Source organism: Jeongeupia wiesaeckerbachi (assembly GCF_050916355.1).
GTDB classification, from domain to species: domain Bacteria; phylum Pseudomonadota; class Gammaproteobacteria; order Burkholderiales; family Chitinibacteraceae; genus Jeongeupia; species Jeongeupia wiesaeckerbachi.
In genome coordinates, this window is record NZ_CP136946.1 from 2755041 (window position 1) to 2776594 (window position 21554).

Below are 21554 nucleotides of genomic sequence, written 5' to 3' on the forward strand. Positions count from 1 at the left end.
TCTAATCGTTCTGCGGCCCTGTCAGCCAGACGGTTCAGGGTTGCAGGATGTCAGCTGACGGTTTGATCGACCAATTCGGAGACGAGGCAATCGCCGTTTTCCGGGCCGAGAATCCGTTCGATCAGCGTTTGTTGCCGGGCGGCGCCGAGATGCAGGGCGCTGTTGCGGACGAATTTGTCGATCAGGTGGGGCCGAGCTTCGTCGCGACGCAGCCGGTGACCAAGCGGGAATTCGACCGTGGCTTCAAGGTCGGGGCTGCCGTCATTGAAGCGGATGCGGATGCCGTTGGCGATGCTGCGGCGCTGCGGGTCGAGATAGTCGCGGCTCCATTGCGGGTGTTCCGCGGCGGACATCTTGGCGCGCAAACGTTCGATGCGCGCATCGTTGCCGACGTCGTCCTCGTAATCGGCGGCAGTCAGGTCGCCGCGCAGCAAGGCAACTGCGGTCATGTACTGCAGGCAGTGATCGCGCGCAGCCGGATTGGTCAGCGGTCCGTCGCGCGAGATGATGCGCAGCGCAGCTTCGGTGGTGCGGATTTCGATGTGTTCGATAGTGTCGAATCGGCCTATCAGTTGCGGATGTAGGCCAATGGCCGCTTCGACGGCGGTCTGGCCATGGAACTCGGCGGGGTGCGCCACCTTGAACAGGATGTGCTCCATCACATAGCTGCAAAGGGGTTGGGGAAGGACGACGCTTTGACCGCGGAAAACCGCGTCCTGAAATCCCCAGACCGGTGTGGTGATTGAGGTCGGGTAACCCAGTTCGCCTTTGTGGGTCAGCAAGGCCAGCCAGACGGCGCGGCTGGCGGCATCGCCGGCGGCCCATGATTTGCGTGGCCCGGCGTTCGGCGCATGGCGGTAGACGCGCAACGGCGTGCCGTCGAGCCAGGCGTGCGATACCGCGTTGATGACGTCGTCGCGGCTGCCGCCAAGCATCCGCATCACCACCGCACAACTGGCCACCTTGACCAGTAATACGTGGTCGAGTCCGGCCCGGTTGAAGGCATTGCCGAGCGCCAGGACGCCCTGGATTTCATAGCTCTGGATCATTGCGTTCAGCAATTGCCCGAGCGTCACCGTGTTGCCGTTGCGGCAACGCCAGTCGGCGACGGCGAGTAGCGCGCCAAGATTGTCCGACGGGTGTGCCCACTCGGCCGCCAGCCAGGTGTCGTTGTAATCGAGCCAGCGGATCAGCGTGGTGGCGTCAAATGCAGCCTTGACCGGGTCGAGCAGCTCACCACTGCCGATGACGCGCGCGCCCTTGGGGACCCGCGTGCCCGGCAATGTAGGGCCGAGCAGGCGGGTGCAGGTCGGATGGTCGAGCGCAGCGACGGCGCAGCCGATGCTGTCGAGCAGGCAAAGCCGCGCGGTTGCGATGGCTTCGTCGCTGGGCGTGAACGGCTGGCAAACGTAATCGGCGATGGTCTGCAGGATCGCGTCGGCATGGCAGGGGGGCAGGGTCACGCGCTGCGCTCCTCGATGGCGGGGACCGGGCGTTCGTCCGGTCCGGTGTAGACGGCGGTTGGACGGATGATCTTGCCGCTGCTGCGTTGCTCGATCGCATGCGCTGCCCAGCCTGCGGTTCGGGCGATGACGAAAAGGGGGGTGAACAGCTCGGTTGGAATGCCGAGCATGTGATAGGCCGGAGCGGCATACCAGTCCAGATTGGGAAACAGGCTCTTCTCGCGCTGCATGACCGATTCGAGGCGCTCGGCGATTTCGAACAGGCGCGGGTTGCCGCCGGTCTGGCTGAGGCGCTGGGCGATCGTTTTGATGGCCGCGCTGCGGGGGTCGACGCGCGTATAAACCGGATGGCCGAAGCCGATGACTACTTCGTGCTCGCCAAGGCGGCGGGTGATATCGCTTTCCGCCTGATCGGCGGTGTCGTAGCGGGCCAGGATGTCCATTGCGACTTCGTTGGCGCCGCCGTGCTTGGGGCCCTTGAGTGCGCCGATGCCGGCGCAGATGCAGCTGTACAGATCGGCGCCGGTGCTGGCGACGACGCGGTTGGCGAACGTCGATGCGTTGAATTCGTGCTCGGCGTACAGGATCAACGACTGGTCCAGCGCCCGAACATGCTCGGGTGAGGCGGGTTGTCCGCGCAGCAGGTGGAGAAACTGGCCGGCGATGCTGGGGTCGCTGGTGGCGGTATCGATCCGTCGACCATGGCGACTGAAGTGGTACCAATAGAGTAGTAGTGACGGTAAGGCGGCGAGCAGGCGGTCGGCAATGTCGCGGGCGCCGGCGGCGCCGTGCTCGTCCTTTTCCGGCAGGACGCAACCGAGGATCGAAACGCCGCTGCGCAGTGCGTCCATCGGATGGGTTGCGGCTGGGATGTGTTCCAGTGAGGTGAGTACTTCGTGGGGCAGGCCGCGTGCCTCGACGAGTCGCTGCCGATACTGCGATAGCGCGGCTTCATCCGGAAGGCGGCCGTGGATCAGCAGGTGCGCAACTTCCTCGTAAGCACAGCCTTGCGCCAACTCAAGGATCGGGTAGCCCCGGTAGTGTAAGTTGTCACCATTCCGCCCTACGGTGCAAATGGCCGTCTCGCCCGCAGTGATTCCGGAGAGTGCAACTGACTTCTTTGGGGTGGGCGATGACGGGGCTTCCATGGTAGTGCTCCGGGCTGCAAGGAAGAGGTCGGGCTGTGCACCAAAATCAGGAGCTGGAATTCATCCGTGTATTCATCAGGATAGGTGATTTACCTTGTCGAATAAGGCGGGATGGATTGCCAGAGTCCGGTTACAAATGGAAAAATCGGCCGCGCCTAGTCAGAAAGTACTAGTTTATTTACGTTAGCCTTTGACTTGAATGTCATTTTATTTGACAGGTAGTCGGACAAGAGGCGGAATGAGCAAGGCAAGCGGGCAGCAAAAAGCCCGGGTAAGTAGTAAACAAAGGGTAGTAACACTGTAGTTGATGCCGCTTTCGTCAGAAAACGGGGTCGTCCAGGTGGAAGTGGGGTCACTCGGTGGCGTCCTGCTATGAATGCGATAAAGGGGGTAGAGTGTGAACGTTCTAGGGTATTTACAGAAAATCGGCCGCGCGCTGATGGTGCCGGTGGCTACGCTGCCGGCAGCCGCGATCCTGATGGGTGTCGGCTATTGGCTGGACCCGACGGGCTGGGGCGGCAATAGCGCCGTTGCGGCCTTTCTGATTACGGCGGGTGCCGCAATCATCGACAATATGGCCGTGCTGTTTGCGGTTGGTGTTGCTTACGGCATGTCCAAGGATAAGGACGGTGCTGCGGCACTGGCCGGTCTGGTGGGCTTCTATGTGCTGACCAAGCTGCTGTCGCCGGCGGCCGTCTCGATGATTCAGGGCATTCCGAAGGAAGCCGTTCCGGCTGCGTTCGGCAAGATCAACAACCAGTTCGTCGGTATTCTGACTGGTGTGATCACCGCTGAGCTCTACAACCGCTTCAGCCATGTCGAACTGCACAAGGCGCTGGCATTCTTCAGCGGCAAGCGTCTGGTTCCGATCCTGACCTCGTTCGTGATGATTTTCGTCGCTTTCGCGATGATGATCATCTGGCCGGTGATCTACAACGGCCTCGTCCACTTCGGTGAAACGATCCAGGGTATGGGCAGCGTTGGCGCTGGTATCTATGCGTTCTTCAACCGCCTGCTGATCCCGGTTGGCCTGCATCACGCGCTGAACTCGGTGTTCTGGTTCGACGTCGCAGGTATCAACGATATCCCGAACTTCCTCGGTGGCGCGAAATCGCTGGCCGAAGGCAAGGCCGTGTTGGGTCTGACTGGTCGCTATCAGGCTGGCTTCTTCCCGATCATGATGTTCGGCTTGCCGGGCGCTGCGCTGGCCATTTATCACACCGCCAAGCCGCAGAACAAGGCGCGCGTTGCTTCGCTGATGATTGCTGCCGCATTTGCAGCGTTCTTCACCGGTATTACCGAGCCGCTCGAGTTCTCGTTCATGTTCGTGGCGCCGCCGCTGTATTTGCTGCACGCCTTCCTGACGGGTGTTTCGGTCTACATCGCCGCCAGCATGCAATGGATCTCCGGTTTCGGCTTTAGCGCCGGCCTGGTCGACATGGTGCTGTCGTCGCGCAACCCGTTGGCGCGTGACTGGTACATGCTGATTCCGCAAGGTATCGTGTTCTTCATCATCTACTACGTTAGCTTCCGTGCTGCGATCGGCGCCTTCAATCTGAAGACCCCGGGTCGTGAAGACGACGACAGCGTAGAAGGTGGCGATGCTGCGGCTTCCGCTGCGCCGGTTGCGACGGACAACGCGTCACTGGCTGCTGGTTACCTCCAGGTCATCGGTGGCAGCGCCAACCTCACGTCGATTGATGCTTGCATCACCCGTCTGCGTCTCGGTGTGAAGGATTCGGCCCTGGTTGACGAGGCTGCGGCCAAGCGTCTGGGGGCGTCGGGTGTGGTTCGCCTGAACAAGGAAAACGTCCAGATCATCATCGGGCCGAAGGCTGAGCTGGTTGCTGATGCGATGCGTGGCCTGAAGGGTGGCGTCGCCGCTGCGCCGGTGGCTGCTGCTCCTGTTGCCGCGCCGGTTGCTGCCGTTGCGCCGAAGGCTGCCGCTGGCGATCTGGTGCTGGTGTCGCCGATTACCGGTGATGTCGTGCCGCTGGAAGAAGTGCCGGATCCGGCGTTTGCCAGCAAGGCTGTTGGCGAGGGTGTCGCGGTTCGTCCGACCGGCAAGCTCGTGGTTGCGCCGGTGGCGGGTACGATCGTCAAGATCTTCAACAGCAACCATGCATTTGCGCTGCTGGCTGATAACGGTGCCGAGCTGATCGTGCATATCGGTGTTGATACCGTGAAGCTGGGTGGTCAGGGCTTCAAGCGCCTGGCCGAGCAGGGGGCGCGCGTCAATGCGGGTGATCCGGTGCTCGAACTCGATCTGGTGTATCTCGAGCAGAATGCCCAGTCGATCATCAGCCCGGTGATCATCAGCAATGTTGATCAGTTCGCTGGCGTGACCAATGTGGCGACCGGTTCGGTTGTTGCAGGTCAGACCAAGCTGTACACGCTGAAAGCCAAGTAAGCGGTTACCGCCACCTTTGGGTGGCGCGTAAAAAAACCCCGGCCTCTCAAGTCCGGGGTTTTTATTGCGCTTCGTTTGTCCGCTGGCGAGTGGGCGTCAACGAGGCGCAAAAAAACGGGCCGCGAGGCCCGTTTTTCGTCGTGCGGCGGATCAGCCCAGCAGGTGCTTGATCGCGTCGCGCTCTTCCGACAGCTCTTTCGCGGTCGCATCCATGCGGGCGCGGCTGAATTCGCTGATTTCCAGGCCTTCAACGATGGTGTATTTGCCATCCTTGCAGGTCACCGGGTAGCCGTAGATCAGATCGCTGTAGCCGTACTCGCCATTGGCCGGAACACCCATGGTGACCCAGTCGCCTTCCGGCGTGCCGAGCACCCAGTTGCGGATGTGGTCGATGGCAGCGTTGGCGGCCGAAGCAGCCGAGGACAGGCCGCGCGCCTTGATAATGGCGGCGCCGCGCTGTTGCACGGTCGGGATGAACTCGCCTTCGAGCCATTTCTGGTCGTTGATCAGGCCGGCTGCGTTCTGGCCCTTCACTTCGGCGTGGAAGATGTCCGGGTACTGGGTGGCCGAGTGGTTGCCCCAGATGATCATCTTCTTGACGTCGGTGACGGCGTTGCCGGTCTTCTGGCCGATTTGCGTCAGTGCGCGGTTGTGGTCCAGGCGCATCATCGCGGTGAAGTTGGCCGGGTTCAGATCCGGTGCGTTCTTCATGGCGATGTAGGCGTTGGTGTTCGCCGGGTTGCCGACGACGAGCACCTTCACGTCGCGGCTGGCGACTTCGTTCAGGGCGCGGCCCTGAGAGGTGAAGATTGCGCCGTTGGCTTCGAGCAGGTCCTTGCGTTCCATGCCCGGGCCGCGCGGACGGGCGCCGACCAGCAGGGCGATATCGGCATCCTTGAAGGCCACTTTTGGATCATCGCTCTGGATGATGCCTTGCAGCAGTGGGAATGCGCAGTCGTCCAGCTCCATGACGACGCCGTTCAGCGCCGGCAGGCTGGGGGTGATGTCCAGCAGTTGCAGGATGACCGGCTGATCCGGGCCGAGCATGGCGCCGGAAGCAATGCGGAACAGCAGGCTGTAGCCGATCTGGCCGGCTGCGCCGGTTACGGCGACGCGTACGGGTTTTTTCATTGGTTCACTCCGAAACTCGGCGGTTGTCCGCCGCTTACTGACTACGGCAATGCATCACAAAACGGCATTGCACGCCTGAAAAGGGGTGTGCTTGAAGCGGGGTCAGTTTATCACGCGATATCAGGCTGTGTGCAGGCTGCGGCGTTTCAGTCGATAAAGCGTCGTTCATCTGTTGTCTTATATAAGACTGTAGTAGACTCCGTGCCGACAACATGATAAAAAGCGTTCCACATACCTATGCGCAAGCTCACAGTTCAACCTCTCTACCGGCAAGTGATGCGGGAAGTGCTGGCCTCGGTCGAGGCGGGTACTTGGCGCGAGGATGAAGCCTTGCCGAGCGAAATCGAGCTGGGCGAGCGTTTCGGCGTTAGTCAGGGCACGGTGCGCAAGGCGTTGGATGCACTGGTAGCCGAGGGCTTGCTGTATCGACGCCAGGGGGTTGGCACCTTTGTCGAAGGGGTGAACGATTTCCTCGCGCGCGGGCGGTTTACCGGCCTGACTGGCGAAGGTGCCGAAGTGCCGAAGTTCGAGTTGCTTGGTTGCGTGAAGATTCATGCCGGCGAGCAACTGGCCGAAATTCTCGGCCTGCGGCGTGGCGCCGCGCTGTGGCAGATTCGTCGCCATGTGCGTGTCGCTGGCGAGCTGGTCGGGATCGAGGAAATGCTGTTGCCGGAAGCGGGCTTTCCGGAGCTGGATGTGCGGCGTATCCGGGAGTTGAGGGGCGACGTGCGTGAGTTGTGCTGGCGGGATTTTGGCGTCCGTTTGAAGGACGCCGAGGTGCGCTACAAGGCAATGCCGGCGTCACAGGCCGAGGCCAGACTGCTGCACTGCGAATTGAACGAAGCGCTGCTGCAGGTGGTGCGGCTGGCGAAGGACTACGAAGGTCGGCCGCAGATGTGGAGTGTGGCGTGGATGAAGACCGAACGCTGGGCGTTCGAGCCGCCGACGCTGCTGCAGGCCTGAGGCGGTAGAGGTTTGGGAAGGGTCGGGAAAGCCGCAGTGTGCGCCCGGTCCGGGTTTGACAAAATGTCGTCTGTCGCAATGGCGGCGGTTTTACATAAGGTGCTGGCTGTCGCCGGCTTCAACACACGGAGAGGATAAGCGCGTATGAACAAAACTCGCCCCAAGCACTTGGACCTAAGGCAGATCAGGTTTCCCCTGCCTGCCATCGTGTCCGGCCTGCATCGCATCAGCGGTGCGCTGCTGGTTCTGTCGATCCCTTTCATTCTGTACGCGCTGGAAGGTTCGCTCTCCGCTGCTGACCGCTTTGAAGCCTTCAAGGCCTGTATCGGCCATCCGGTCGTCAAGCTCGGCCTGCTGGTCGTGCTGTGGGGGCTGTTGCACCACGCCTGTGCCGGTACCCGTTTCCTGTTGATGGATATCCATAAGGGTGTCGACCTGCCGACGGCGCGTTTCAGCGCCAAGCTCGTGATGGTTGTCAGCCTTGTTCTTACTGTCGTTATCGGGGTGGTCGCATGGTAAATCGTAAGGTTGTCGGTGCGCACTACGGTCTGCGCGACTGGCTGGTGCAACGTGTTACCGCGGTGATCATGCTGGTTTACGGCATCGCCGTTGCCGCATTCGTGTTGTTTGCCTCTGGCGCTTCGTTCGAAGCCTGGCAGGCGCTGTTCGCCTGTACCTGGGTCAAGGTGCTGACCACCGTGACCGTTGGCGCCCTGGTGTGGCATGCCTGGGTCGGTACCCGCGATATCTGGATGGATTACGCCTATCACACCGGCGTGCGTCTGGCACTGCATGTGCTGACGATTCTCTGGCTGGTGGCCAGCTTTGTTTACTCGATTAAAGTCGTGTGGGGTGCGTGATGTCCGTTCCGGTTCGTAAATTCGATGCAGTGATCGTCGGTGCCGGCGGTGCTGGCCTGCGCGCCGCGCTGCAGTTGTCCGAAGCCGGTCTGAAGACTGCCGTGCTCTCCAAGGTCTTCCCGACGCGCTCGCATACCGTGGCTGCGCAGGGCGGTGTTTCGGCGTCGCTCGGCAACTCCGAGCCTGACCACTGGCACTGGCATATGTACGACACGGTCAAGGGTTCCGACTGGCTCGGCGACCAAGACGCGATCGAGTTCATGTGTCGTGAGGCACCGAACGTCGTCGTCGAGCTCGAGCACTTCGGCATGCCGTTCGACCGCAATGCCGACGGCTCGATCTACCAGCGTCCCTTCGGCGGCCACATGAGCAACTTCGGCGAGAAGCCGGTTCGCCGTGCCTGTGCCGCGGCCGACCGTACCGGTCACGCCATGCTGCACGCGCTGTATCAGCGCAATGTGCGCGCCAATACCCAGTTCTTCGTCGAATGGATGGCGCTCGATCTGGTGCGTGACGAGCAGGGCAACGTCCAGGGCGTCGTCGCCATGGAAATGGAAACGTCGGAAGTCTACGTATTCCAGGCCAAAGCCACCTTGTTCGCGACCGGCGGTGCCGGCCGTATCTTCGCCTCGTCGACCAATGCCTTCATCAATACCGGCGACGGCCTCGGCATGGCGGCACGCGCCGGCATTCCGCTCGAAGACATGGAATTCTGGCAGTTCCACCCGACCGGCGTCGCCGGTGCCGGTGTGCTGATCACCGAGGGTGTTCGCGGCGAAGGCGGCATCCTGCGCAACTCGGCCGGCGAGCGCTTCATGGAGCGCTACGCGCCGAACGCCAAGGATCTGGCGTCGCGCGACGTCGTATCGCGTGCCATGGTGACCGAGATCAACGAAGGTCGTGGCTGTGGTCCGAACAAGGATCACGTGCTGCTCGACATCACTCACCTGGATCCGGACGTCATCAAGTCCAAGCTGCCGGGCATCCGCGAGATTTCGATCAAGTTCGCCAGCGTCGACCCGATCAAGGCGCCGATTCCGGTCGTGCCGACCTGCCACTACCAGATGGGCGGCATTCCGACCAACTACAAGGGCGAGGTCATCGTCGAAGACAAGCCGGTCAGCGGTTTCTACGCCGCCGGCGAAGTGGCCTGCGCATCGGTGCACGGCGCCAACCGTCTCGGCACCAACTCGCTGCTCGACCTGCTGGTGTTCGGCAAGAGCTCGGGCAACTCGATGATCGACTTCATCAAGCAGGCACCGAAGGATCTGCCGGTGCTGGCGATGGCCGACGTCGAACGTTCGCTGGCGCGTGTCGATCGGCTGAACCAGCAGAGCGGCGGCACCCAGGTCAACGATGCGCGCGCCGCAATGCAGGCGACGATGCAGAAGCACTGCGGCGTGTTCCGTTTCAAGGACATGCTCGCCGAAGGTGTGGCGAAGATTCTGGAAGTCGAGAAGATGGTCAAGACCATCGAAATCAGCGACAAGTCCAAGACCTTCAACACGGCCCGCCTCGAAGCGCTGGAACTCGAAAACCTGATCGAAGTCGCCAAGGCGACGATGATTTCGGCCGATGCACGGACCGAATCGCGCGGCGCCCACGTCCGCGACGACGCCGAAGATACGCCGGAACGCCCGAACGGCCGTGACGACGAAAACTGGCTCAAGCACACGTTGTGGCATCGCGATGGCAACCAGCTGAAGTACAAGCCAGTGAACATGAAGCCGCTGTCGGTCGATACGATCGCCCTGAAGACCCGCTCCTACTGAGGGGAATGCATCAATGACTACCCGTACCGTCAAATTCAGCATCTACCGCTTCGATCCGGAACAAGACGCGAAGCCGTACATGAAGGACTACACCGTCGAACTCGACTCGACCGACCGCAAGCTGCTCGACGCGCTGGTCAAGCTCAAAGTCGTCGACGACGCGATCTCGTTCCGCCGTTCGTGCCGCGAAGGCGTGTGCGGTTCGGACGCGATGAACATCAACGGCAAGAACGGTCTGGCTTGTGTGACCGACATCGACTCGCTCAAGCAGCCGATCCAGATCCGTCCGCTGCCGGGCCTGCCGGTGGTGCGCGACCTGATCGTCGACATGACGCAGTTCTTCAAGCAATACCACTCGATCAAGCCATACGTGATCAACGACACGCCGGCACCGGATCGCGAACGGCTGCAAAGCCCGGAAGACCGCGAGGAGCTGAACGGCCTGTACGAATGCATTCTGTGCGCGTGCTGCTCGACGTCCTGTCCTTCGTTCTGGTGGAACCCGGACAAGTTTGTCGGCCCGGCCGGCCTGCTTGCCGCTTATCGCTTTATTGCGGATACCCGCGATACGGCAACCAACGAGCGTCTGGATAATCTGGAAGACCCTTACCGGTTGTTCCGCTGCCATTCGATCATGAACTGCGTCGATGTCTGCCCGAAGGAACTCAATCCGACCAAGGCGATCGGCAAGATCAAAGACCTGATGGTCAAGCGCATCGCCTAAGCGGGCGAGCAACAGGGAAGCAAGCGATGGACGAAGTAGAACTGAAACGCATCCTGTGGCGCTCGCGCCGCGGCCTGCTGGAGCTGGATCTGCAGCTGGAGCGTTTCGTCGCCATGGTGCTGCCGACACTGTCGGATGCCGAGCTGGCGCTCTACGGCGATGTGCTCCTGCTTCCCGACCAGGATTTCCTGGCCTACGTGAACGGTGCGAGCGTGTGTCCCGATGCGCGGCTCGAACCGATGATCGAGCGCATTCGCGCTGCACAACGATAACGGTAGCGGGCCCGAGCCCGCACCCAACCTGGAGCCTATAGAGATGGAAAACAAGGTCACCCTGACGTACAAGAACGGTGAGCAGTCGATCGAGCTGCCGGTTCTGCCGGCCACGCTGGGACCGAGCGTCGTCGATATCCGCGCGTTTTCGAAGACCGGCATGTTCACGTTCGACCCGGGTTTCCTGGCGACGTCGGCGTGTGAGTCGAAGATCACCTACATCGACGGTGACCTGGGCCAGCTCTATTACCGCGGCTACCCGATCGAGCAACTGGCCGAGCATTCTGACTTCCTCGAATCCTGCTACCTGCTGATCTACGGCGAGCTGCCGACCAAGTCACAAAAGGACGAATTCGTCCGCGTCGTTACCAAGCACACCATGGTGCACGACCAGATGACCCGCTTCTTCCAGGGCTTCCGTCGCGACGCGCATCCGATGGCGATGATGGTTGGTGTGGTTGGCGCGCTGTCGGCGTTCTATCAGGACAGCCTCGACATCAATGACGAAGAGCATCGCCGTGTTGCGATCTACCGTCTGATCTCGAAGATCCCGACCATTGCCGCGATGTGCTACCGCTACAACCAGGGTCTGCCGTTCAACTACCCGCGCAATGACCTCGGTTATGCCGCGAACTTCCTGTACATGATGTTCGCGACCCCGTGCGAAGAATACGTGCCGAACCCGGTGCTGGTGAAGGCGCTCGACCGCATCCTGATCCTGCACGCCGATCACGAACAGAACGCGTCGACCTCGACCGTGCGTCTGGCCGGCTCGTCGGGCGCCAACCCGTTTGCGTGTATCGCCGCCGGTATCGCCTGCCTGTGGGGCCCGTCGCATGGCGGCGCCAACGAAGCCGTGCTGAAGATGCTCGACGAGATCGGCTCGGTCGAGAACGTTCCGGCCTTCATGGAAGGCGTGAAGAACAAGACCCACAAGCTGATGGGCTTCGGTCACCGCGTCTACAAGAACATGGACCCGCGCGCAGCGATCATGAAAGAGACCTGCGACGAAGTGCTGAAGGAACTCGGCCTCGAAAACGATCCGAAGTTCAAGCTGGCGATGGCGCTCGAGAAGATCGCGCTGGAAGACCCGTACTTCATCGAACGCAAGCTCTACCCGAACGTCGACTTCTACTCGGGCATCGTGCAGACCGCCCTCGGTATCCCGGTGTCGATGTTCACGGTGATTTTCGCGCTGGCGCGTACCGTCGGCTGGATCAGCCACTGGAACGAAATGATCGCAGATCCGGGCATGAAGATCGGTCGCCCGCGTCAGCTGTACACCGGCTCGCCGCGTCGCGACTACACCGATATTGAAAATCGCGGGTAAACCGCGTGGATGCGCCGCCCCCTGAGGGCGGCGCAATACCATAGCAGTCGGGCGAGGACCCGCTGCGTCTGGCTAGATAGACAGGACAGAACCACAATGATGACCGAGTATCAGGTTAATTCTCACCTTTTCGGCGGGAATGCACCGTTTATCGAGGAACTGTACGAACAGTACCTCGCCGATCCGACATCGGTGGACGGTAAATGGCGCGAGTACTTCGACCGGCTGCAGCAAACGGCCGGTGCGATCGAGCGCGATGTACCGCGTGCACCGATCGAGGAGTCGTTCCGCCAGCTGGCCCGCAAGCCGCGCATGGTGGCTGCGGCCGGTGCTTCCGACGAAAAGGCGGTGCGCCAGCAGATCAGCCTGCTGCGCCTGATTTCCGCCTACCGCGTGCTGGGTAGCCGCAATGCCGCGCTCGACCCGCTGCGCCGGATGGATCAGGCCTACGTGCCCGAACTCGATCCGAAGCACCACGGTTTCTCGGATGCGGATCAGGCCAAGGTCTTCGGCACCAACATCGCCGGCATGGAAAAAGCCTCGCTGGCCGATGTGCTGTCCTTCCTGAAACAGACGTACTGCGGCAGCATCGGCCTCGAGTACATGCACATCACCCGGTCGGAAGAAAAACACTGGGTGCAAAGCTGGTTTGAATCGCGTCGCTCGTCGTCGCAGTACAACGCCACGCAGAAGAAGCGCATTCTCAAGCAAGTCACCGCTGCCGAGACGCTCGAGCAGTACCTGCACAAGAAGTATGTCGGCCAGAAGCGCTTCTCGCTCGAAGGCGGCGATTCGCTGATTCCGGCGATGGACTACCTGACCCAGCTGTCCGGCGCCAGTGGCGTGCAGGAAATCGTCATCGGCATGGCCCACCGCGGCCGGCTGAACATGCTGGTGAACATCCTCGGCAAGCAGCCGCGCGATCTGTTCAGCGAATTCGAAGGCCGCTACACGACGCAGCTGGCATCGGGCGACGTGAAGTACCACATGGGCTTCTCGAGCGATATCCCGACCGCCAACGGTCCGGTGCACCTGAGCCTCGCGTTCAACCCGTCCCACCTCGAAATCGTCAACCCGGTCGTCGTCGGCTCGGTGCGCGCACGTCAGCAGCGCCGCAACGACAAGACCGGTGACCAGGTGTTGCCGGTGCTGATCCACGGCGACTCGGCCTTCATCGGTCTCGGCACCAATCAGGGCACGTTCAACCTGTCGCAGACGCGCGGTTACGGTACCGGCGGTACCGTGCACATCGTCGTCAACAACCAGGTCGGCTTCACCACCTCGGACGTTCGCGACAACCGCTCGACCTTGTACTGTACCGACATCGCCAAGATGGTCGAAGCACCGGTGTTCCACGTCAACGGCGACGATCCGGAAGCCGTGTGCCTGGTGGTCGAAGCGGCGATGGAGTATCGCAAGACCTTCCGCAAGGATGTCGTCATCGATATCGTCTGTTTCCGTCGCTGGGGCCACAACGAGGCGGATGATCCGTTCGTGACCCAGCCGATGATGTACAAGAAGATCGGTCAGCACCCGGGCGTGCGCAAGAAGTACGCCGATCGCCTGGTTGCCGAAGGTATCGTGTCCGAAGCCGAAGCCGTCGAGATGATCGACGCCTACCGCGCGGCACTGGACCGTGGCGAGCACGTCGAGCAAACGACGCTGACCGACTACAAGCGCAACTTCGCCATCGATTTCGGCAAGTACATGGGCAACCACTGGCGTCACCCGGTCGATACCGCGGTGCGTCTGGGCGGTCTGCAGCGTCTGGCCGAGAAGTTCAACTCGGTGCCGGAAAACTTCAAGCTGCGCGCCAACGTCGAGAAGATCCTCAAGGAGCGCGGCGAGATGGTTGCCGGCAATTCGCCGGTCGACTTTGGCATGGCCGAGTCGCTCGCCTATGCGACGCTGGTGACCGAAGGCTACGCCGTGCGCATCTCGGGTGAAGACTCGGGCCGCGGTACCTTCAACCATCGCCACGCGGTCGTGCACGACCAGAACCGCGAGAAGTGGGACCTGGGCGCCTACATTCCGCTGCAGCACCTGTCGGACAGCCAGGCGCACTTCACGGTGATCGACTCGATCCTGAACGAAGAAGCGGTGCTGGCGTTCGAATACGGCTATGCCTCGTCGGCGCCGGAAGAGCTGGTGATCTGGGAAGCGCAGTTCGGTGACTTCGCCAACGGTGCCCAGGTCGTGATCGACCAGTTCATCACCTCGGGCGAAACCAAGTGGGGCCGTCTGTGCGGCCTGACGATGATGCTGCCGCACGGCTACGACGGCCAGGGTCCGGAGCACAGCTCGGCCCGCGTCGAGCGCTACCTGCAGATGTGCGCCGAGCACAATGTCCAGGTCGTGCAGCCGTCCGAAGCCAGCCAGATCTTCCACGTGCTGCGTCGCCAGATGCTGCGCCCGGTTCGCAAGCCGCTGATCATCATCATGAGCAAGCGTCTGCTGAAGGCGAAGTACGCCGCCAGCCCGATCGAACAGTTCAGCAGCGGTGCGTTCCGCAGCGTGATCGGCGATACCGCCGAACTCGATGCGAAGAAGGTCAAGCGCGTCCTCGTCTGCGCCGGTCAGGTGTACTACGACCTGGCCACTGCACGTGCCGAACGCGAGATCAAGGACATCGCCGTCATTCGTGTCGAGCAGCTGTACCCGTTCCCGACCGAAGAGCTGCAGGCCGAGTTCGAGAAGTATCCGAACGCCCGCGAAATCGTCTGGGTCCAGGAAGAGCCGCGCAATCAAGGCGCCTGGCACCAGATCCGCCATCGTCTCGAAGGCTGCACCTTGCCGAAGCAGACGCTCAAGTACGCAGGTCGTCCGTCGTCGGCATCGCCGGCGGTCGGTTACATGAGCAAGCACACCGCCCAGCTCAAGGCCTTCGTCGACGAAGCTCTGACGCTTTAATTTCCGCGGGGCGGCGCTGCCGTCCCGAACTGCCGCAAGCCGGAACCAATTGGAGAATACGCAATGATCATCGAAGTCAAAGTGCCGCAGCTGCCGGAATCCGTCGCCGAAGCGACGCTGTTGTCGTGGAAGAAGAAAGCCGGCGAGGCTGTCGCGCGTGACGAAAACCTGATCGACATCGAAACCGACAAAGTCGTGCTGGAAATCCCGGCACCGCAAGCCGGCGTGCTGGTGTCCATCGTCAAGAACGAAGGTGATAGCGTTGGTAGCAACGACCTGATCGCCACCATCGATACCGAAGCCCAGGCCGCAGCGCCGGCGCAGGCGGTATCGCAGCCGAGCGCAGCCATCGTCGAGCAACAGCAACGCATTGAAGCTGCGGCGGCATCGGCCGGCGTGCCGGCTTCGGCAATGGGCTTCGGTTCGGCCATCATGCCGGCGGCGAAGAAGCTGGCTGCCGACAACGGCGTCGATGCGTCGAAGGTCGAAGGGACTGGCCGCGGTGGCCGTGTGCTGAAGGAAGACGTGCAGAACGCGCTGAGCAAACCGGCCGCCGCGCCCGCAGCCGCCCCGGTTGTCGCGTCGCTGGGCGAGCGCGCCGAACAGCGCGTGCCGATGAGCCGCTTGCGCCAACGCGTGGCCGAGCGCCTGATCGAATCGCAGCGCACCAACGCCATCCTGACGACCTTCAACGAAATCAACATGAAGCCGTTGATGGACCTGCGCAACAAGTACAAGGACCGTTTCGAGAAGGAACACGGCGTGAAGCTCGGCTTCATGGGTTTCTTCGTCAAGGCGGCCGTGCACGCACTGAAGAAGTATCCGATCGTCAACGCCTCGGTCGACGGTAACGATATCGTTTACCACGGCTACTTCGACATCGGCGTCGCCGTCGGTTCGCCGCGTGGCCTGGTTGTGCCGGTGATCCGCAATGCCGACCAGCTGAGCCTGGCCGACATCGAGAAGACCATCGCCGATTTCGGCAAGCGCGCGCAGGAAGGCAAGCTTGGCATCGAAGAGCTGACCGGTGGCACTTACACGATTTCGAACGGTGGTACCTTCGGTTCGATGATGTCGACCCCGATCATCAACCCGCCGCAATCGGCGATCCTCGGCATGCACGCCACCAAGGAACGCGCGGTGGTCGAGAACGGTGAAATCGTCGTTCGTCCGATGATGTATCTGGCGCAATCGTACGATCACCGGATCATCGACGGCCGCGAAGCGGTGCTGTCGCTGGTGGCGATCAAGGAAGCGATCGAAGATCCGGCTCGTCTGCTGCTCGATCTGTAATACGTCGGGGCGGGCTGGCCCGCCCCATGCGCATCACACAGGAAAAACCTCATGTCCCAACAGTTTGATGTCGTCGTTATCGGCGGTGGTCCTGGCGGCTATGTCGCGGCAATTCGTGCTGCGCAGCTTGGCTTCAGTACCGCGTGCATCGACGCGACCAAGAACGCCGACGGCAAAGCCAGCCTGGGCGGCACCTGCCTGAACGTCGGCTGCATTCCGTCCAAGGCGCTGCTGCAATCGTCCGAGAACTATCACAACACGCTGCACGGCTTCGCCGAGCACGGCATCACTGCCGGTTCGGTCAAGTTCGACGTCGCCAAGATGCTGGCGCGCAAGCAGGACATCGTTAACAAGAACACCGGCGGCATCACCTTCCTGTTCAGGAAGAACAAGGTCACATCCTTCCTCGGTTACGGCAGCTTCAAGTCGCGCAACGGCGATCGCTACCAGATCGAAGTGAAAGACGGCGACAAGGTCGAAGTGATCGAAGCGACCCACGTCATCATCGCGACCGGCTCCAAGGTGCGACAGTTGCCGGGCGTGGCGATCGACAACGAACTCGTGCTCGACAACGAAGGCGCGCTGGCGATTCCGGCCGTGCCGAAGAAGCTGGGCGTGATCGGCGGCGGTGTCATCGGTCTGGAAATGGGCTCGGTGTGGAAGCGTCTCGGTAGCGATGTGACCGTGCTCGAAGCGATGCCGACTTTCCTCGGCGCTGCCGACGAGCAGGTAGCCAAGGAAGCGTTCAAGCTCTTCACCAAGGACACCGGTCTGGATATCCATACCGGCATCAAGCTCGGCGAAATCAAGGTCGGCAAGAAAGACGTCACGGTGAACTGGACCGACGCCAGCGGTGCCGAGCAGAAGAACGTGTTCGACAAGCTCATCGTCGCGATCGGCCGTGTGCCGAACACCGATCTGCTGGGCGCCGACGCGGTTGGCCTCAAGATCAACGAGCGTGGCCAGGTTGAAGTCGACGATGACTGCCGCGCCAATCTGCCGAACGTCTGGGCAGTGGGTGACGTGGTGCGCGGCCCGATGCTGGCGCACAAGTCGTCGGAAGAAGGCGTGGCCGTGGCCGAGCGTATCGCCGGCCAGCATCCGCATGTCGATTTCGGCGTGATTCCGTGGGTGATCTACACCAATCCGGAAATCGCCTGGGTCGGCAAGACCGAGCAGCAACTGAAGGCCGAAGGCATCGAGTACAAGAAGGGTCAGTTCCTGTTCTCGGCCAATGGTCGCGCGCTGGCGCTGGGTGACTCCAAGGGCTTCGTCAAGATGCTCGCCGACGCCAAGACCGACCGCATCCTCGGTGTGCACATCGTTGGCGCGCATGCGTCGGAGCTGATCACCGAAGCGGTGGTGGCGATGGAATTCCAAGCGTCGTCCGAAGATATCGCGCGCATCGTTCACGCGCATCCGTCGCTGTCCGAAGCCATGCACGAAGCGGCGCTGGGCTGCGACAAGCGCGGTCTGCACAGCTAATTTTTTGCGGGCTGCCATGGCCGCCCGCGCCCAACACCTCTCCTCACAAAGGATTTAAAGAGATGAATCTCCACGAGTATCAAGCCAAGGAACTGCTGGCCCAGTACGGCCTGCCGGTACAGAAGGGCATTCTGGCCAACAGCGCTGAAGAAGCTGCTGCTGCATACGACACCCTCGGCGGCAAGTTTGCCGTCGTCAAGGCCCAGGTTCACGCCGGTGGCCGTGGCAAGGCCGGTGGCGTCAAGGTGGTGAAGAGCCGCGAAGAAGCCGCTGCCGAAGCAGCCCGCCTGATCGGTACCAACCTGGTGACCTACCAGACCGACGCAGCGGGTCAGCCGGTGCACTCGGTGCTGGTGTGTGAAGACATGTACCCGGTGCAGCGCGAGCTGTATCTGGGCGCCGTGGTCGATCGCTCGAGCCAGCGCGTCGTGTTCATGGTCTCGACCGAAGGTGGCGTCGAGATCGAGAAGGTCGCTGAGGAAACCCCGGAAAAGATCATCAAGATCGAGATCGATCCGCTGGTTGGCGCTCAGCCGTTCCAGGGCCGTGACGCTGCATTCGCACTCGGCCTGCAAGGCCCGCAAGTCGCCGCATTCACCAAGCTGTTCCTCGGCGCGGCCAAGGCCTTCATCGAGAACGACTTCGCGCTGTTCGAAGTGAACCCGCTGGCGCTGCGTGAAAACGGCGAACTGGCTTGCGTCGACGGCAAGATCAACCTCGACTCGAACGCCCTGTACCGTCACCCGAAGCTGCTGGCTCAGCGCGACAAGTCGCAGGAAAATGAGCGTGAAGTGAAGGCCTCGGAGTTCGAACTGAACTACGTGGCGCTGGAAGGCAACATCGGCTGCATGGTGAACGGCGCCGGTCTGGCGATGGCCACCATGGACATCATCAAGCTGAAGGGCGGCCAACCGGCCAACTTCCTCGACGTCGGCGGCGGTGCCACCAAGGAACGCGTCATCGAAGCCTTCAAGCTCATCCTGGCCGATGACTCGGTCAAGGGCGTGCTGATCAACATCTTCGGCGGCATCGTCCGCTGCGACATGATCGCCGAAGCGATCATCGCCGCCGTCAAGGAAGTGAACGTGACCGTGCCGGTCGTGGTTCGTCTGGAAGGCAACAACGCCGAACTGGGCGCCAAGCTGCTGAACGAGTCCGGCCTGAAGCTGACTTCGGCCCAAGGCCTGAACGACGCCGCCGAGAAGATCGTCGCCGCACTGGCCTGATCACCTGCATACGGATAAGGAAGAAAACCAATGAGCGTTTTGGTCAACAAAGATACGAAAGTGCTGGTGCAAGGTTTCACCGGCAAGAACGGTACCTTCCACGCCGAACAGGCGCTGAAGGTCGGCACCAAGGTTGTCGGTGGCGTGACTCCGGGCAAGGGCGGTGCAGAGCACCTCGGCCTGCCGGTGTTCAACACCATGAAGGACGCAGTGCGTCAGACCCAGGCGGATGCCTCGGTGATCTACGTGCCGGCACCGTTCGCCAAGGATTCGATCCTCGAAGCGATCGACAGCGGCGTGCAACTGATCGTCTGCATTACCGAAGGCGTGCCGACCCTCGACATGCTGTACGTGAAGAAAGCCGTCGACGAAGCCGGCATCCGCCTGATCGGCCCGAACTGCCCCGGCATCATCACCCCGGGCGAGTGCAAGATCGGCATCATGCCGTGGCACATTCACCAGCCGGGCCGTATCGGCATCGTGTCGCGTTCGGGCACGCTGACGTACGAAGCCGTGGCGCAAACTACCGCGCTGGGTCTGGGTCAGTCGACCTGCATCGGTATCGGCGGTGATCCGATCCCGGGTACCTCGCACATCGACGCACTGAAGCTGTTCCAGGACGATCCGGATACCGACGCGATCATCATGATCGGTGAAATCGGTGGCTCGGCTGAAGAAGAGGCGGCCGAATTCGCCAAGTCCTACGTGACCAAGCCGGTTGTCGGCTACATCGCCGGCGTTACCGCGCCGAAGGGCAAGCGCATGGGCCACGCCGGTGCGATCATCTCGGGCGGCAAGGGTACGGCCGAAGAGAAGTTCGCGGCGTTCGAACGTGCAGGCATCGCCTACACCCGCAGCCCGGCCGAACTGGGCAAGACCATGTACGAGCTCCTCAAGAGCAAGAACATGATCTGATCGCTTTCGAGCGACGAAAAAACGCCACCTTCGGGTGGCGTTTTTTTATCGCTGTCCGGCAGGCCGGACAGCGTCTTGGACTTGGTGCGGCGACTAAAACCGGGTTCAACATCGCTGGCAAGGTGCGCGAAACACAGCCAGCGGCTCCCCGCGCTTACTTGCCACTGTTGATCCGGTCCTGGATATGCTTGGCGCGATCCGCCGATGCCGGGTGCGAGCTCATGATGCTGCTGCTGCCACCGCTGAGCTGCGCCAGTTTCTGGAAGCTGGTGACCAGGGCTTGCGGGTTGTAGCCCTTGCTCTTCAGCAGGTCGAACGAGTAATCATCGGCCTGGCTTTCCTGTTTCTGCGAGAACTGGGCGTTGATCAGTTGCTCACCCAGGTCGGCCAGTTGCGACTTGCTCAAGGCCGTGATCGTGGAGCTCCCCACCGCGCCGACTGCGCCGCGCGCCGCGGCCACGCTATAGGCAACTTGCGCTGCCTTCTTCGAGTGTCCCAATGCGACGTGGCCGATTTCGTGGCCCAGCACTGCACGGACTTCATCGTCGCTCATCATGTCCATCAAGCCGCTGTAGACGCGGACGCAGCCGTTGGCCATGGCCCAGGCGTTGACGTCCTTGGCCTGGTACACCTTGAAGCTGAGCTTGGCGCCGTTGACGCTGGTCGGCAGACCCTTCATCACGTTGTTCAGCCGTTTTGCATAGGTGCTGCTGGCTGGTGCGATCGTGGCCTTGGCATCCTGTTGCTGACATGACTGGACCGACAGTTGCTGAACGTCGGCATCGGTCAGTGTTGCGGCCTGGGCAGCGGCGGCGCCCGATTGCAGCAGTGCGTTGGTATCCATCTGGGCGCAGCCCGACAGCGAAAGGGCGGCAACGGCGAGGGCTGCGGATGTAAGGCGAAGGCTCATTTCAACTCCAAGGGGTTAATGAAAGTTCGATCTGAAACAATTTAGCCGAAGCCATGACATAAAACTATCCGGGCTTGCGCTTGCAGGCCGCATCCACGGTCATTCAAATCGATGGAATCAGCGGGCAAGAAAGGTACGCAAGGGTAGCCAAGCATCAATCTTGGCTTGCAAGGGCAGGGTGTGGGCCGGACTGGTCGAGGGCAGGGCAATACAGGCAAGCGTGGGTGGGATCAATCGATGGCCGAGCCGGTAAGCCGCCTGGCCATTGAAGGCCACCGCGCGGAGTGCGGGCAGGCTGGCGATCAGTGTGGCGAGCGGATTGGTTTCGACATCGCGCAGGGCCTGATCGAGGCTGCCCTGTCGTTGGGCGCTGCCGATCACATCCCAGAGGCCGACCCCGAGTTCGAGCAGCCGTGAGAGTCGTGCCTCGTACGGCTGCGCGAACAGCTCGGTTTCGCTCAGGGCGCTCATGATCGGCCAGAAGGCGTTACGCGGATGGGCGTAGTACGCCTGCGCTGCCAGTGAGGCGTCACCAGGCAAGCTGCCGAGAATCAGCAGTCGGGTCTGGCTGTCTACGACGGGGGCGAGGCCGGTTTTCAGCATGGTGGTGAGGCGTTGTGCGATGGTACTTGTGAATTTTTATGTAGTTATTGTTCGGGTGTTTTGCGAAAATATAGGTAATAAAACTACCAATAAATCAGGAGAACTATCATGCGCAAGCTGCTGAAGAAAATCGAACGCA

The 21554-nt window shown here is 61.6% G+C and carries 18 protein-coding genes; 13 read left to right on the forward strand and 5 right to left on the reverse strand.

Features of this window, described 5'->3' with window-relative positions; all coding sequences use genetic code 11:
• Positions 1-50 precede the first annotated feature (50 nt).
• Together R0382_RS13540 and prpC are read right to left on the reverse strand one after the other, a co-directional pair.
• Complete coding sequence (locus R0382_RS13540; protein ID WP_432720200.1) at positions 51-1463, reverse strand: bifunctional 2-methylcitrate dehydratase/aconitate hydratase; 1413 nt, start codon at positions 1461-1463, stop codon at positions 51-53.
• Positions 1460-2611 carry a bifunctional 2-methylcitrate synthase/citrate synthase gene (gene prpC / locus R0382_RS13545; RefSeq protein ID WP_432720201.1) on the reverse strand — a complete coding sequence of 384 codons (1152 nt, stop codon included), beginning with the start codon at positions 2609-2611 and terminating at the stop codon, positions 1460-1462. Before prpC ends, R0382_RS13540 begins: the two co-directional genes overlap by 4 nt.
• A 397-nt stretch (positions 2612-3008) precedes the next feature.
• Here prpC and nagE point away from each other — a divergent pair, with 397 nt between their 5' ends.
• A complete protein-coding gene (nagE, locus tag R0382_RS13550; RefSeq protein ID WP_432720202.1) occupies positions 3009-5021 on the forward strand; it encodes an N-acetylglucosamine-specific PTS transporter subunit IIBC in 2013 nt (670 codons plus the stop codon).
• 150 nt (positions 5022-5171) lie between these two features.
• Here the strand turns inward: nagE and R0382_RS13555 are convergent, their stop codons facing one another.
• Positions 5172-6152, reverse strand: coding sequence for a malate dehydrogenase (locus R0382_RS13555; protein ID WP_432720203.1), 981 nt, complete (start codon positions 6150-6152; stop codon positions 5172-5174).
• A gap of 237 nt (positions 6153-6389) precedes the next feature.
• Between R0382_RS13555 and R0382_RS13560 the strand changes: the two genes are divergently transcribed.
• The 12 genes from R0382_RS13560 to sucD all read left to right on the forward strand — a co-directional run bounded on the left by R0382_RS13560 (position 6390) and on the right by sucD (position 19902).
• Positions 6390-7115, forward strand: a complete 726-nt coding sequence (locus R0382_RS13560) for a GntR family transcriptional regulator (RefSeq protein WP_432720204.1) — start codon at positions 6390-6392, stop codon at positions 7113-7115.
• Positions 7116-7259: 144 nt separating this feature from the next.
• Entirely contained in the window at positions 7260-7634 is a 375-nt protein-coding gene (gene sdhC / locus R0382_RS13565) for a succinate dehydrogenase, cytochrome b556 subunit (protein ID WP_432720205.1), read from the forward strand.
• The gene (sdhD, locus tag R0382_RS13570) at positions 7628-7975 is read left to right on the forward strand and encodes a succinate dehydrogenase, hydrophobic membrane anchor protein (RefSeq protein WP_432720207.1); all 348 of its coding nucleotides are present in this window, start codon (positions 7628-7630) and stop codon (positions 7973-7975) included. The genes sdhC and sdhD overlap by 7 nt, the downstream gene beginning before the upstream one ends.
• Entirely contained in the window at positions 7975-9747 is a 1773-nt protein-coding gene (gene sdhA / locus R0382_RS13575) for a succinate dehydrogenase flavoprotein subunit (protein WP_432720208.1), read from the forward strand. The genes sdhD and sdhA overlap by 1 nt, the downstream gene beginning before the upstream one ends.
• Positions 9748-9760: 13 nt before the next feature.
• Positions 9761-10471: a succinate dehydrogenase iron-sulfur subunit gene (locus R0382_RS13580; protein WP_432720210.1), complete on the forward strand. Its 711-nt coding sequence runs from the start codon at positions 9761-9763 to the stop codon at positions 10469-10471.
• Between the two features lie 26 nt (positions 10472-10497).
• A complete protein-coding gene (locus R0382_RS13585; RefSeq protein WP_432720211.1) occupies positions 10498-10743 on the forward strand; it encodes a succinate dehydrogenase assembly factor 2 in 246 nt (81 codons plus the stop codon).
• A gap of 43 nt (positions 10744-10786) precedes the next feature.
• Complete coding sequence (gene gltA, locus R0382_RS13590) at positions 10787-12073, forward strand: citrate synthase (RefSeq protein ID WP_432720212.1); 1287 nt, start codon at positions 10787-10789, stop codon at positions 12071-12073.
• A 96-nt stretch (positions 12074-12169) separates the two neighbouring features.
• Positions 12170-14983, forward strand: a complete 2814-nt coding sequence (locus tag R0382_RS13595; protein WP_432720213.1) for a 2-oxoglutarate dehydrogenase E1 component — start codon at positions 12170-12172, stop codon at positions 14981-14983.
• A gap of 63 nt (positions 14984-15046) precedes the next feature.
• Positions 15047-16276, forward strand: a complete 1230-nt coding sequence (gene odhB, locus R0382_RS13600; RefSeq protein ID WP_432720214.1) for a 2-oxoglutarate dehydrogenase complex dihydrolipoyllysine-residue succinyltransferase — start codon at positions 15047-15049, stop codon at positions 16274-16276.
• A 51-nt stretch (positions 16277-16327) separates the two neighbouring features.
• The gene (gene lpdA / locus R0382_RS13605; protein WP_432720216.1) at positions 16328-17761 is read left to right on the forward strand and encodes a dihydrolipoyl dehydrogenase; all 1434 of its coding nucleotides are present in this window, start codon (positions 16328-16330) and stop codon (positions 17759-17761) included.
• A gap of 62 nt (positions 17762-17823) precedes the next feature.
• Entirely contained in the window at positions 17824-18987 is a 1164-nt protein-coding gene (gene sucC, locus R0382_RS13610) for an ADP-forming succinate--CoA ligase subunit beta (protein WP_432720218.1), read from the forward strand.
• Positions 18988-19017: 30 nt separating this feature from the next.
• Positions 19018-19902, forward strand: coding sequence for a succinate--CoA ligase subunit alpha (gene sucD / locus R0382_RS13615; RefSeq protein WP_432720220.1), 885 nt, complete (start codon positions 19018-19020; stop codon positions 19900-19902).
• A gap of 154 nt (positions 19903-20056) precedes the next feature.
• Here sucD and R0382_RS13620 read toward each other — a convergent pair whose 3' ends face one another.
• Both R0382_RS13620 and R0382_RS13625 read right to left on the reverse strand, forming a co-directional pair.
• On the reverse strand, positions 20057-20812 hold the full coding sequence (locus tag R0382_RS13620; protein WP_432720222.1) for a M48 family metalloprotease: 756 nt from the start codon (positions 20810-20812) through the stop codon (positions 20057-20059).
• Between the two features lie 117 nt (positions 20813-20929).
• On the reverse strand, positions 20930-21415 hold the full coding sequence (locus R0382_RS13625; protein WP_432720224.1) for a DNA-deoxyinosine glycosylase: 486 nt from the start codon (positions 21413-21415) through the stop codon (positions 20930-20932).
• Positions 21416-21554: the final 139 nt, after the last annotated feature.

Bases quoted from the DNA above. Each gene is read 5' to 3' on its own strand.
- prpC (WP_432720201.1), bottom strand. From the start codon at position 2,611: ATGGAAGCCCCGTCATCGCCCACCCCAAAGAAGTCAGTTGCACTCTCC.
- R0382_RS13555 (WP_432720203.1), bottom strand. From the start codon at position 6,152: ATGAAAAAACCCGTACGCGTCGCCGTAACCGGCGCAGCCGGCCAGATC.
- R0382_RS13560 (WP_432720204.1), top strand. From the start codon at position 6,390: ATGCGCAAGCTCACAGTTCAACCTCTCTACCGGCAAGTGATGCGGGAA.
- sdhC (WP_432720205.1), top strand. From the start codon at position 7,260: ATGAACAAAACTCGCCCCAAGCACTTGGACCTAAGGCAGATCAGGTTT.
- sdhD (WP_432720207.1), top strand. From the start codon at position 7,628: ATGGTAAATCGTAAGGTTGTCGGTGCGCACTACGGTCTGCGCGACTGG.
- sdhA (WP_432720208.1), top strand. From the start codon at position 7,975: ATGTCCGTTCCGGTTCGTAAATTCGATGCAGTGATCGTCGGTGCCGGC.
- R0382_RS13580 (WP_432720210.1), top strand. From the start codon at position 9,761: ATGACTACCCGTACCGTCAAATTCAGCATCTACCGCTTCGATCCGGAA.
- R0382_RS13585 (WP_432720211.1), top strand. From the start codon at position 10,498: ATGGACGAAGTAGAACTGAAACGCATCCTGTGGCGCTCGCGCCGCGGC.
- gltA (WP_432720212.1), top strand. From the start codon at position 10,787: ATGGAAAACAAGGTCACCCTGACGTACAAGAACGGTGAGCAGTCGATC.
- R0382_RS13595 (WP_432720213.1), top strand. From the start codon at position 12,170: ATGATGACCGAGTATCAGGTTAATTCTCACCTTTTCGGCGGGAATGCA.
- odhB (WP_432720214.1), top strand. From the start codon at position 15,047: ATGATCATCGAAGTCAAAGTGCCGCAGCTGCCGGAATCCGTCGCCGAA.
- lpdA (WP_432720216.1), top strand. From the start codon at position 16,328: ATGTCCCAACAGTTTGATGTCGTCGTTATCGGCGGTGGTCCTGGCGGC.
- sucC (WP_432720218.1), top strand. From the start codon at position 17,824: ATGAATCTCCACGAGTATCAAGCCAAGGAACTGCTGGCCCAGTACGGC.
- sucD (WP_432720220.1), top strand. From the start codon at position 19,018: ATGAGCGTTTTGGTCAACAAAGATACGAAAGTGCTGGTGCAAGGTTTC.
- R0382_RS13620 (WP_432720222.1), bottom strand. From the start codon at position 20,812: ATGAGCCTTCGCCTTACATCCGCAGCCCTCGCCGTTGCCGCCCTTTCG.
- R0382_RS13625 (WP_432720224.1), bottom strand. From the start codon at position 21,415: ATGCTGAAAACCGGCCTCGCCCCCGTCGTAGACAGCCAGACCCGACTG.